Below are 10,866 nucleotides of genomic sequence, written 5' to 3'. Positions count from 1 at the left end.
TTGGGCTTTTGCCCTGTTTAATTGCGATTGTAAATCTTCTATTGTTTCCATAATTAGAATTTTACGTTTTTATGATATTGTTCTTTTTGATAGACCAAAATCATAAGGCCTATTAGTATTAATGTCATTATTGTAATTGTGAAAATCATATTTTTGAGTTTTAAAAGTTTATTTGCTTTCTGAGGTTATTCTATACCTGCTAATTCTTTAATACTGGAAGTCAGTATCATTATCTTTCCTTTTTTATCTCGGTACCAATCAACACCTTCTTTCCATTTACCACTAGAACACCAGTTTCTAAAAGTTTGATAAGTTTTTACTCTAGGAAACACATTAGATTTTTTTAATTGTGGTATAGTAAGAGCTCTTTTACGTAACAATGCTTTTTGTAAAGCAATATCAATTGTGTTTTGTTCTTTTGTTATAATTAAGCCTTTTTGTATAAAAAAATCTTCTATCTCACCCATTCTTACCTCTGTATCCCTATTTATTGTTTTTTTCTTTTTCATACTACTCTGCATTTGACTTACAGTTAATAATCCTATCTGCTTTATCCATTGCCCACTCCTTAAACTCTTCTCCTGTTTGGATAACCGCATCTAATGCCTCTACATAAATATCTTTACCTTTTGGTTCGCCTTTTACGATTCTATTAAAATAAGCGGGGCTAACCTCACAAATCTGTGATGGTCTGGTTTTAAATTCTCGTGGAAGTTCATCATAAGCCCGTTTTAAAGTATCCTGTATCTTCATTTGTACAACTTTGTATATATTTGCATTGTTTGTTCGTGATTACGAAACAAATATAGAACAATTTTTCGATTTAGAACAAAAAATGTTCTAAAAAGAAAAAAAACAAACCTTAAAAACATGGATTTTTACAAGAAACTTCTTCTTTTCAAAAGCATCAACAAGCTTAGTTACAAAGAAATAGGAGAGCCCATACAAATGGATCAAGCAGCTATTAGAATGGCTGTAAATAGAAAATCCTTAAGGCCTTCAGATGAAAAAGTTTTAACAGATTTTTTCGATTTGGAAAACTCAGGAGATAATGATAGCATATCACTTGACAAAAGAAAAATAGAAAAATTAGCGACTGAAAGCGTAAGTAATTGGAATGAATTAATGCAAGTTGATTCTTTTAAAAGTCGTTTCTATTTAGAATTAACTAAGACTTTAAATATGGATATTGATGAGATATTTAGTAAAGTTCTAAAAGGAAAGTAGTCTATTTAATCTAACATCTAAGTATATTTAAACCAAATTCCAGAATTATACTTACTTAAGATAATATTTTTTATAGTCTCTTGAGTAATACCTAAATCTTTTAATTGTATTATTTTCTTAGACAGTTCTTCTTCCCTTTTTTCAATCTCAGACACCACATCGCTAATAATGATTTCTTTAACATCTTCATCAATAAACTTATTTTTTTTGTAAAGACTCTCTAGTGCTTCTTTTTGTTTCATATCAATCTTTTTCTAGGGGAGAAATGATAACTATTGCCTCATTTCATTAATCTAAATCCAACGAATCTATAACTTTGACTGTGTCAATTGTATAGTCTTTTTTATCTTCTTCTTTTATATATTTATTTCTTACCGTAACACCAATATGACGTGTTAATTTTCGAATGTTTAATAATAATATGCGATTAGAAGAAGCTATTTGTTTTATTAAATAAATGGTAATAGAAATAAAAAAGAATACACCAAGACTGAATGAAACGGCGTAAAAATGAAGTAATGGGTCATCAACTTTTGTATCATAATCAAAAACCCAATAAAGTTGTATGAAATAAATATAAAGTGGAATAGAATAAAAGATCTTGAAAGGTTTAAGCATTGCTGCTAAGCACAGAATAATTGGAGATAAACTTTGAGTTATCAACCATACAAAAGTTTCCACATTTCTGTAGCCATTATTCTCAGTTATTCCAAAAGTAGTAATCTTGTCTGCAAAAATAATTGATCCAGACAAGACTACTAAAAATGAAGCCAATAGTTTCCTTGAAATATTAGTTTGGTCTATCTCCTGGCCTAATAATGTCACCTTTATCCACTTTATAAAGTTCGACCTCATGGAGTGAACCCGGATCGTCTCCTGGGCGTACAATGTCTCCTTTGTCTGTTTCCTGTAATTCAAACTCTGTAATTTCTTCATTTATGCTTGATTTTTCACAACTGACAAATAATGATCCTAACACTACTATTGATACTAATACTAATTTTTTCATTTTAATTAAATATTTTATGGGTTATTACAAAAATAACCTGAATACTTAGATTAAAATAAAGCGATGAACTTAATTAGTAGATGTACCTCTTCTAGTAGTGTCTTTACATATTGTGTCGGTGATTAATATAATTTTAACAAAAATAGTTATTAAATGGCTCTTCTCGTCTGCGGAAAAACCGCAAAATTTGATCGAAAATTTGTTCTGCTTTGTTACGGAAACCCGCAATATTTCAGCATATAGGATATTGCAATTTATAAGTAAACCTCAATATCTTAAAATTAGGTAGGATTACTCAAATTTAGAAATAAAATCACAACTAAGTGTTAAATACTTGTAAAAAAAAGTAAATTTATTTTAGAAATTTAATCAAGTCTCTCGTCTATTTAGCTACTTGAACCTGATATTCCATTTCGATTTAATGCTTCATTTATTGATGAGAATTCGATTTCGTTTTTATCAAACCGATCAAGTAAGTTATCCATCATATAGGTATATTCTTTTGATAGGACTTCTAATCGTCCAGCTTGTTGTACAGCCAAATTTTCTAAATAGTTTTTTAAACTAAGGTTTTGTTTCTTTGCTTCCTTTTCTAGAGTTCTTACTATATCTTCTTCTAGGTGTAATTCTTGTTGGATCTTCATTCTTATAAAATATCATTAATATCCTGGCTCCCAATAATAGCCATTATTTCTACTGTATTTTTGTTGACTTTATAATAAATAGCATCAACACCACAAATACAAACCCGATATCCTTTTCTAATGTGGTCTACAGATCTAAATTGATATGGGTTATTAGCAATTCTATCAAAATGATTAAAAAAATTAAAAAAATATTTGTCTGCTTGTGCTTCCCCAAACTTGCTAACACCAAATAACCATATTCTATATAAATCGGCTTCTGCATCAGGAGATAATGTATATTCTGTGTTCAAATTATTTTTTTTGCTTTAAAGCCTTTTAAAATTTCATCAGGGTTTTTATTCGTAAAACCTTGTTGTAAAACACTTTCTTCAGATCTAATGAGTTTGGCTCTTATAAATTCAATTTCTTTTTCATGTTCTCTCGCTTTGCGTATTAAACTATTTATAAGTTCGCTTTTACTCGTATATTCTTCACTCTTTATTTGTTGTTTTAACCAGTCATCATTTGGTTTGGTAAACGAAATACTTTGCCTAGGCATAATAATAAAATTTAAGTTCGTATAAAAAAATCTAACCGAACCAAATTTACACCAAAAACGAACCAAAAACAAATTTTCAATTTTCTATCGCATAGGTTATACATTTGATTTCTTTAGATATATCCTTACGGTATGATGAATAAATACCATACATATCTTCGTGAATAGAGAATTTAATTAGTTTTTTATCCCTTAAACTATCTAGTAAATCATAGCCAACATTTTCTATACTAAAAGTATATCCCATAAAAGAATCTGGTTTAATTAGATTTTTGCTTTCAATAAGATCAACTTTGTTGGCAATACCTATAATTGTTTTTTCAACACCTTCAAAATAAAAGCTAATCACTACCTCGTGATTAGAAATATCAGCGTCTCGAAATCCTAAATAATTATCAAAGATATTTGACTCGGTATGGAAGTTTATCTTATAATTTTCTTCATTAAATTCTAATTCAAAATATATACTTACTACACCTTGTTTCCCATTATCATCAAAAATTTGGGTAGAGGATAAGAATTTTAAATCTGATTTTACAATTTGTGTATCTTTTACAAAATTATAATTACATTCTGATAGGTTAATTTCTTCTAATAATGGATCAATTTCTTCTTCTTGTTGAGCAGAGCAGGAGATAATAATTAAGGTAATGAATAGTAATTTTAAAAATTTCATGGTTTAAAGTTTTAAGTGTTTTAATTAAAAAACGTCTTAAAATCTTACGAAAACCTTACGAAGAAAATTGTATTTTTAATCTAACATATTGAATATTAATTCATTATGGTTATTATAAAAATTGACTGGCAGTCAAGAGGTCGTGGGTTCGAGTCCCATCTTCTCCACTTTAATAATCCTATTTGATAGTTATAAAAAAGAATGATTTGTGCATAAGAACAAAACAACTTTACAGTGACACATATATTAAAACTACTTTGTATATGTAAGCTGTATACACTAACCCGTTAATTCAAAGCAATTTGAAATTAGCCATAAAATGGTTGAAAACATCTTGAAAATGATATAATTTTTTATAATGTCCATCAATATTTATCTAGAGGATCTTAGATCTATATACTTTCCCACATTTTATCAGCATTAAGCCGGAAACTTCCTAAATGTTCAAAACTACATTCCTCTGGGGCGATAATAGACAAAAAGGATTCTTCTTTATGGTTTTTATATAAATGATATACTTCTCCTACCACAGGTTCAAAATTAAACTTAGCTCCATAAACCAAATTATTGTATTCAAATTTGGCAATTAACTCATCATACTGTGCTTTTAGCTCATCATATTGTGCTTTAACCTGCTTATTAACTTTATAAATATTTGCATTTTTCCAGGCAACTGTATCTGTAGTTGTAATTACAGGAGCTCCTGTATCAGTAGCATAAGGTTTTAGGGCTGCGTCATAACGTTCTTCTTCTTCGTTATACACTACATGATCAGGTTTTTTCTTTTTCATATGTGTTTATGTAATATTTATTTTTAAAATAATCAATTTTTCTTTAGTAATAAAGATCATTTCAAATTGATTAATTCAATCTCTTAACGTTTCGAGATTTTATTATGTGTTATTTGCCGTTGTCTTGTACATTTAAATCTTCCTTCTTCAAAAATACGCTTCTTTACATGTTTTGTCTTTCTTCCTTGTACTCGTTTTCGCCACATTTTAAAACTCGAAAACTTCATCTCTCTTCGCATCAAATCAATAACATCTTGTTCTTTTAAATTAAACTGCATCAAAATAGCTTCGAATGGGGTTCTGTCCTCCCATGCCATTTCAATAATTCGGTCAATATCTCTAACGGATAAATTTTTCTTCATATTAATCAAGTTTATTTCTATCAGGTTGTGTATGTTTTTTTAGAATACGCTGACTTTCTTTTTTTACCAGAGCATCATCTTTCATACTCCAAAGTGTATCGCTTGCTTTTTTACGAGTGCTATGAATATCTACAATAGGCAGAGGGTAATCCTCTCCAATTGTAATATCGTTAAACTTCTGATCCAATACTGTCATTTTATAAGGTTCATGGATAAACTCTACAGGAACGTTTTGTAGTTCTGATACCCATTTTTTGATAAATATACCCTCTGGATCATGCTCTTTGCTATTTTTGATAGGGTTATAGATTCTAAGTATATTAATTCCTGTCTCCCCTGCTTGCATTTGCAATTGTGGAAAATGAATTCCGGGTTCAAAATCCAAAAACATGCTCGATAAATGTGCACTTGCTGCCTGCCATGGCTGCCAAAGATTATGAGTAAAAAAAGACACTACCATAGCACGCATTCTAAAATTAATGTATCCTGTCTCCTTCAAGCAGCGCATACATGCATCTATAATTGGATATCCTGTTTTTCCTTCCTTCCATGCAATTTGATATGATTTTGAAAGGTTCTTTTTAAGTCTTCGGTATCCTTTATTAATACTTTCGAACTCCATAACGTCTTCCATTTCAAATTTTTGAACAAAATGAACTTGCCAATGTAATCTTGATGCAAAGGCATCAACTTGTTTTTTATGATCTGATATTTGCCTAAATTGCATTGCATATTGCCATACTTGCCGAATAGAAAGATTACCCCACGCCAGATAGGGGGATAATCGACTACAGCTTTTACGTGCAAGTTCTGGTTTGGAAATATCAAAACTGTAATTTTTATATCTTCCATTATAAAAGAAAGACTGTAAATATTTCATAGCATTTGAAGTCCCTCCTTTTTGAAAACTTTTATTTTTTGGAGTATCTAGATTTTCCAGAACAAAAACTTTTTCAATTTCATGAAGTGTTTCAAGCGGAATAAAATTTGTGTTATCTAAGTGTAACTCAAATTGTGATTGTTGCATGTACTGTTCACAGTCCTCTTGCCATGTTTTTCTATTTTTTAATCCCCGAAAAATTCCATTATTTCCATTTTCTATCCAGGTAATTAGATTGTTTTTACAAAAAGTTCTAAAATTTTTATCCCTGTCGTATGTTATTTTAATTCCTGTCTCCTGATGTGAAAAAACAGTGTCAATCTTCCAGAACTGCTGTAATGTTCCAAAAGTTTTAAGTATTTCTGATGATACCGTTAACACTTTAGTCTTAAAAGGCAAAAGTTGTTTGTTGAGATCCTGTAAAGATTGTTTAATAAAGTTCCAATGCCGCTCACTATAATGATTATCTTCTTTAAGCGAATTTTCAAAAACATAAAGCAATAAAATAGGTTTATCCGCCAAAATAGCATTATTAATAGCTTCATTATCCTGTAATCTAAGATCTCGTTTAAACCAAACGACATTGATATGTTCTTGTTTATTAATATTCATTGGGTGCGTTAATAATATGGTTAGCTCTTTCTTTAAGTGCCTCAAGCTTTTTTTTATCCATTTTATGCAATAAATTAAGCATCATACTCATCCTCTGATTATTCTTAAAATACTCTTGTTTATCATCTAAGAAATTCCAATATAAAGCATTAAACGGGCATGCATCATCTTCTGTTTTTTTGGCAACTTTATAATGACATCCTTTACAATAATTACTCATCTTATTAATATAACTACCACTAGATACATAAGGTTTGGTCGCGACAATTCCTCCGTCAGCAAACTGACTCATTCCTCTCGTATTGGTGATCTCTACCCATTCGATAGCATCGATATATATTCCCAGATACCATTGATCAACTTCATCTGGATGTGTTTGTGTAAGTAATGCATAATTACCTGTAACCATAAGTCTTTGAATATGATGCGCATATGCATGATCTAGACTCTGTTGTATCGCATGATGAAGGCAATTCATTTTGGTTTTTCCTGTCCAGTAAAAATCAGGGAGTGAGTTTTGATTTTCTAAGACATTTATATTTTGATATTCTGGCATTTTCATCCAGTATATTCCTCTCATATATTCTCTCCAACCCAAAATCTGACGAACAAAACCTTCTACTTGAGAAATCTGAATATCCTCTTGATGTGCTCTCCAATATTGAATTACGGTTTCTATTACTTCCAAAGGATGTAGCATTTTGCTATTCATCGCAAAAGATAATCTACTATGGAAAAGGTATTTCTCATCAGAATGCATTGCATCTTGATAATCTCCAAAATGAATCAATAAGTGTTCACAAAAATAGGTTAAGATCGATAAACTTTCTTGTCGCGATGTAGGCCAATTAAAGTGTCTTACATCAATATTCCCTATAGTTTTAACCTCACATTTTTTGATATAATCAACTATCCCGTTAATATCATTTTTTATGGTTTCTTCTATTGGAATAGGAGGATCACCTTTCCATTTTTTGCGATTACTTTGGTCAAAATTCCATTTACCTCCTTCTGGGTCTTTTTTTGTGATCATCATAATGTCATATTGCTTTCGCATATTGCGATAGAAATACTCCATGGTATATTGTTTTTTCCCCTTAAAAAATATGGCAAGATCTGTTCTAGTTGTCAAAAAGTGCTCAGTATCAAATGCCTCAAATTCTATGGATAATGTGCTACAAAACTCTGCTAATTGTTTATCTAATCGATATTCATCTGGTAACTGATATTCAAATTTGGTAATGTTTTTTTCTTTGATGATCTTTTTTAGATTTAGTATTAAGTCTTGTTGATTTTCAGGATCATCTAATTTATAATATGTGATTTGATACTTTTGATTTTGCAACCAATCCGCAAAATTCTGCATACTTTTAAAAAAAGCTACTATTTTTTGTATATGATGCTTTGTATAATCAGTTTCTTGACGCATTTCTGCCATAAAATAACAAACATCCTCAGTTCCATCAGTATACCACGAGTGTTTTTGATTAAGTTGATCACCAAGTAATAGTCTTAATATCATATATTAAAATAAAGTAGTTTGAAGCCATTGGTTTTGATAATTTTGCTGACCATCGTATCGTTCTGCCTGTGTTTTTATATTAAATTTTCTGTCTCTCGGATCATTTCCAACACCTGAGACATATAACCAATTTCCATAATTACTATGTACATCGTAGTCTATCAAAAGAGACTCAAAATATGATGCTCCAATTCTCCAATCCAATTCTTGTTCTTTTGAAAAAAAAGATGCCACATTTTGTCTACCTCGGTTACTCATCCATCCTGTATTCTTAAGTTCTATCATATTAGCATTTACGAAAGGTTCCAAAGTTTTTCCATGGATCCAGTTATCGATAGATTCTTTATTATTTTTCCATTGATAATCTTTGCAAAGAATGCCTCCCATCTTAAATATGTTGTTACCATGTTTTAGAGAGATATATTTAAAAAAGTCTCGCCAAATTAATTCGAAAATCAACCAATAGGTAGAATCATTTTTGGTAATTTGTTTTTCATATTTTTTAACTTCGTGATATATTATTCTAGGAGAAATACTTCCATTTGCTAACCAGGCTGAAAGTTTGGAGCTATACTCTTTTCCTAATAGTCCATTACGGGTCTTCTTGTAACGAGAGAGTTGTTGGGTCTTCCAAAAATACTCATCAACACGATCTAACGCCTGATCTTCTCCTCCCTTAAAAGGAAATGCCGTTCTGGAATCTATTTCAAAATTCTCAAATCCTAAATCTGAAAGAGAAGGAATATTAGTCTCATTTTTGACTTTGTTGTTCATAGATAACGGAGACACCGTAGTTGTGGATCTAACCGAAGTGTATCTCTCACATTTCTTCCTAAAATCTGTGAATACCTGGGGAACGCTATTTGTAGTAAAAGGTATATCTTCTGGATGAAAAAGAAACTGATCATAGGTTTCTACCCATTCTAAATCATAACGTTGTGTGCTTTTTTTTACCGTATTGAGGATCTTAGATTCTTCGTAGGTCCATTCTTTCTGAAGATAGATTTTTTTTATATTCTGTCCTTCTAAAAATTGAGGAATAACATCTTCTGGATACTGACGATATACAAACAAAGAAATATTAAGTTTTTTTAAATTTTCTTTTAAAACGGCTATCGTTTCTAATAAGAAAAGAGCTCTATACTTTTCTGTTTTTTTAAATCCATAAGTTCCTAATTCGAAATGCCTTGGATCAAAAAAAAATATTGCAATTACATTTTCGTTATCAGTCACGGCTTTAAGTAAAGAACTATTATCATTAATTCTTAAATCATTTCTAAACCAAACTAAACCTGTACTGCTCATCTACTTATTTTTATTTCTTCGACATCGTTCACTACAATATTGAACATCATCCCAAACACGTTCCCATTTTTTCCTCCAACTAAATGACAACTTACATACTTTACAAATTTTTGTTGGAAGTTGTGTTTTTTTCATTTTCTAAAATTGTTTAACAAATTTACAAAATACTTAAACAAAAATATGTTAATTCATTATAGTTTAACAATAAGTGTTTTTTAAAAATACATGAACCCCTCTAAATACGAGGTATCTAATTGATGTACAGAAGATTATTAAAACTTAGGATTTATCTCAACTAATTATAGCGATTCAATAGATATAAAAAGAAATATTAAAATATTGTTAGCTCAGCTTATGTTTTATACTACTTTTAATTTCTTTTTCTCCTAATATGAAGTTTACCATATCCTTGGCCCAGGTTTGATAAGTAAGCTTGGAGGGATGAACTCCATCACTAAAAAATTCTGAAGGTTTTGCTTTTATATTTAGCCTTTTGGTCCAATTATTCAAAGTTATTTTTCGGGAATAATAGTATACATTTTCCTGATCATTGACTATGTCGTCTAACTCATCACCCAATATTTCAACTAAGTTTCCAATTGTTGCTTTTATGAGAGGTGTAAATGCAGGAAATTCCTTTATAGGAGGCATATTTGCAAAAATAATTATTGCATTTTTAAATTTTAATCGTAATTGATAAATTAATTCTTGTATTTGACTCCTCCATTTTTTTGGACTATTTAGAGTAAATGCATCATTTCCTCCAAGTCCAATGACTATAATATCTGTGTCAATTTCATTAATTTTGGGAATAATTCGTTCTGTTACTTTTTCTGCAGTATACCCACTTTTTGCATATACTTTCCAGTGGATATTGGATTCTAATTTTAATGCGAGTTCATTTGCAAACGAACCCGTAAAACCTTCTTGATGGGTTTTAACACCAACTCCAGCGATTGTACTTTCTCCAATGGCAAGTACCCGAAGTCTTTTTTCAGAGGTCCCAAAACTTATACCTTGATTTCCTTTAGCCTCTGGTAGGGTGGGTACTTTTGATCTTATTGATTTACCTTGAATATACATCAATGGTAAAAGGGGAATGATTAGTATTGATCCAAGAAAATACCTTATGTTCATTCCCTATATTATATATTTTCCTTTAGAAACTATTTTCTCTGAAGTTCTTCTATTTTCTTGAGAATTTCTTCGGTCATTGTATATTTTTTATCACTTTCTGCATAATTTAATGCTAGATAATTCATATCATTGACTCATTAACTTCTCATATTTCTTTTGC

At 30.1% G+C, this 10,866-nt stretch carries 17 protein-coding genes; 1 reads left to right on the top strand and 16 read right to left on the bottom strand.

The window, feature by feature from the left end; all coding sequences use genetic code 11:
* Positions 1-185: 185 nt before the first annotated feature.
* Positions 186-509: a hypothetical protein gene (locus FOF46_RS21570; RefSeq protein ID WP_143917879.1), complete on the bottom strand. Its 324-nt coding sequence runs from the start codon at positions 507-509 to the stop codon at positions 186-188.
* Position 510: 1 nt separating this feature from the next.
* Entirely contained in the window at positions 511-753 is a 243-nt protein-coding gene (locus FOF46_RS21565; protein WP_143917878.1) for a hypothetical protein, read from the bottom strand.
* A gap of 117 nt (positions 754-870) precedes the next feature.
* Between FOF46_RS21565 and FOF46_RS21560 the strand changes: the two genes are divergently transcribed.
* Positions 871-1,227, top strand: coding sequence for a hypothetical protein (locus tag FOF46_RS21560; RefSeq protein WP_143917877.1), 357 nt, complete (start codon positions 871-873; stop codon positions 1,225-1,227).
* Positions 1,228-1,244: 17 nt separating this feature from the next.
* Here FOF46_RS21560 and FOF46_RS21555 read toward each other — a convergent pair whose 3' ends face one another.
* The 14 genes from FOF46_RS21555 to FOF46_RS21485 all read right to left on the bottom strand — a co-directional run bounded on the left by FOF46_RS21555 (position 1,245) and on the right by FOF46_RS21485 (position 10,706).
* Positions 1,245-1,469 carry a hypothetical protein gene (locus tag FOF46_RS21555; protein ID WP_143917876.1) on the bottom strand — a complete coding sequence of 75 codons (225 nt, stop codon included), beginning with the start codon at positions 1,467-1,469 and terminating at the stop codon, positions 1,245-1,247.
* A 46-nt stretch (positions 1,470-1,515) separates the two neighbouring features.
* Positions 1,516-2,052, bottom strand: coding sequence for a hypothetical protein (locus FOF46_RS21550; RefSeq protein ID WP_143917875.1), 537 nt, complete (start codon positions 2,050-2,052; stop codon positions 1,516-1,518).
* Positions 2,018-2,236, bottom strand: a complete 219-nt coding sequence (locus tag FOF46_RS21545) for a hypothetical protein (protein ID WP_143917874.1) — start codon at positions 2,234-2,236, stop codon at positions 2,018-2,020. The genes FOF46_RS21550 and FOF46_RS21545 overlap by 35 nt, the downstream gene beginning before the upstream one ends.
* A 386-nt stretch (positions 2,237-2,622) precedes the next feature.
* Positions 2,623-2,880 carry a hypothetical protein gene (locus tag FOF46_RS21540; protein ID WP_143917873.1) on the bottom strand — a complete coding sequence of 86 codons (258 nt, stop codon included), beginning with the start codon at positions 2,878-2,880 and terminating at the stop codon, positions 2,623-2,625.
* Between the two features lie 2 nt (positions 2,881-2,882).
* Positions 2,883-3,173, bottom strand: a complete 291-nt coding sequence (locus tag FOF46_RS21535) for a type II toxin-antitoxin system RelE/ParE family toxin (RefSeq protein WP_143917872.1) — start codon at positions 3,171-3,173, stop codon at positions 2,883-2,885.
* A complete protein-coding gene (locus FOF46_RS21530) occupies positions 3,170-3,421 on the bottom strand; it encodes a ribbon-helix-helix domain-containing protein (protein WP_143917871.1) in 252 nt (83 codons plus the stop codon). Before FOF46_RS21530 ends, FOF46_RS21535 begins: the two co-directional genes overlap by 4 nt.
* Before the next feature lie 76 nt (positions 3,422-3,497).
* On the bottom strand, positions 3,498-4,097 hold the full coding sequence (locus tag FOF46_RS21525) for a hypothetical protein (RefSeq protein ID WP_143917870.1): 600 nt from the start codon (positions 4,095-4,097) through the stop codon (positions 3,498-3,500).
* Positions 4,098-4,489: 392 nt separating this feature from the next.
* Positions 4,490-4,888 carry a DUF2452 domain-containing protein gene (locus tag FOF46_RS21515; RefSeq protein WP_109436383.1) on the bottom strand — a complete coding sequence of 133 codons (399 nt, stop codon included), beginning with the start codon at positions 4,886-4,888 and terminating at the stop codon, positions 4,490-4,492.
* An 83-nt stretch (positions 4,889-4,971) separates the two neighbouring features.
* Positions 4,972-5,250 (bottom strand): TIGR03643 family protein, encoded by a 279-nt coding sequence (locus FOF46_RS21510; protein WP_143917869.1) that lies wholly within the window; start codon positions 5,248-5,250, stop codon positions 4,972-4,974.
* Between the two features lies 1 nt (position 5,251).
* The gene (locus FOF46_RS21505; RefSeq protein ID WP_143917868.1) at positions 5,252-6,742 is read right to left on the bottom strand and encodes a cryptochrome/deoxyribodipyrimidine photo-lyase family protein; all 1,491 of its coding nucleotides are present in this window, start codon (positions 6,740-6,742) and stop codon (positions 5,252-5,254) included.
* The gene (locus FOF46_RS21500; protein ID WP_143917867.1) at positions 6,732-8,264 is read right to left on the bottom strand and encodes a cryptochrome/photolyase family protein; all 1,533 of its coding nucleotides are present in this window, start codon (positions 8,262-8,264) and stop codon (positions 6,732-6,734) included. The genes FOF46_RS21505 and FOF46_RS21500 overlap by 11 nt, the downstream gene beginning before the upstream one ends.
* 3 nt (positions 8,265-8,267) lie before the next feature.
* Positions 8,268-9,569, bottom strand: coding sequence for a DASH family cryptochrome (locus tag FOF46_RS21495; RefSeq protein ID WP_143917866.1), 1,302 nt, complete (start codon positions 9,567-9,569; stop codon positions 8,268-8,270).
* A complete protein-coding gene (locus tag FOF46_RS21490) occupies positions 9,570-9,704 on the bottom strand; it encodes a DUF2256 domain-containing protein (RefSeq protein ID WP_109436378.1) in 135 nt (44 codons plus the stop codon).
* Positions 9,705-9,911: 207 nt separating this feature from the next.
* The gene (locus tag FOF46_RS21485; protein WP_109436377.1) at positions 9,912-10,706 is read right to left on the bottom strand and encodes an SGNH/GDSL hydrolase family protein; all 795 of its coding nucleotides are present in this window, start codon (positions 10,704-10,706) and stop codon (positions 9,912-9,914) included.
* Positions 10,707-10,866: the final 160 nt, after the last annotated feature.

It is taken from the genome of Aquimarina algiphila (genome assembly GCF_007489275.1).
Classification (GTDB): Bacteria; Bacteroidota; Bacteroidia; order Flavobacteriales; family Flavobacteriaceae; genus Aquimarina; species Aquimarina algiphila.
Note: the sequence above shows the minus strand (reverse complement) of the source record. Positions and strands in the feature narration are given on the sequence as shown.

Coding starts and splice junctions, on each gene's coding strand:
- FOF46_RS21500 (WP_143917867.1), bottom strand. CDS start 8,264: ATGATATTAAGACTATTACTTGGTGATCAACTTAATCAAAAACACTCG.
- FOF46_RS21510 (WP_143917869.1), bottom strand. CDS start 5,250: ATGAAGAAAAATTTATCCGTTAGAGATATTGACCGAATTATTGAAATG.
- FOF46_RS21565 (WP_143917878.1), bottom strand. CDS start 753: ATGAAGATACAGGATACTTTAAAACGGGCTTATGATGAACTTCCACGA.
- FOF46_RS21545 (WP_143917874.1), bottom strand. CDS start 2,236: ATGAAAAAATTAGTATTAGTATCAATAGTAGTGTTAGGATCATTATTT.
- FOF46_RS21570 (WP_143917879.1), bottom strand. CDS start 509: ATGAAAAAGAAAAAAACAATAAATAGGGATACAGAGGTAAGAATGGGT.
- FOF46_RS21560 (WP_143917877.1), top strand. CDS start 871: ATGGATTTTTACAAGAAACTTCTTCTTTTCAAAAGCATCAACAAGCTT.
- FOF46_RS21525 (WP_143917870.1), bottom strand. CDS start 4,097: ATGAAATTTTTAAAATTACTATTCATTACCTTAATTATTATCTCCTGC.
- FOF46_RS21515 (WP_109436383.1), bottom strand. CDS start 4,888: ATGAAAAAGAAAAAACCTGATCATGTAGTGTATAACGAAGAAGAAGAA.
- FOF46_RS21555 (WP_143917876.1), bottom strand. CDS start 1,469: ATGAAACAAAAAGAAGCACTAGAGAGTCTTTACAAAAAAAATAAGTTT.
- FOF46_RS21485 (WP_109436377.1), bottom strand. CDS start 10,706: ATGAACATAAGGTATTTTCTTGGATCAATACTAATCATTCCCCTTTTA.
- FOF46_RS21505 (WP_143917868.1), bottom strand. CDS start 6,742: ATGAATATTAATAAACAAGAACATATCAATGTCGTTTGGTTTAAACGA.
- FOF46_RS21495 (WP_143917866.1), bottom strand. CDS start 9,569: ATGAGCAGTACAGGTTTAGTTTGGTTTAGAAATGATTTAAGAATTAAT.
- FOF46_RS21530 (WP_143917871.1), bottom strand. CDS start 3,421: ATGCCTAGGCAAAGTATTTCGTTTACCAAACCAAATGATGACTGGTTA.
- FOF46_RS21490 (WP_109436378.1), bottom strand. CDS start 9,704: ATGAAAAAAACACAACTTCCAACAAAAATTTGTAAAGTATGTAAGTTG.
- FOF46_RS21540 (WP_143917873.1), bottom strand. CDS start 2,880: ATGAAGATCCAACAAGAATTACACCTAGAAGAAGATATAGTAAGAACT.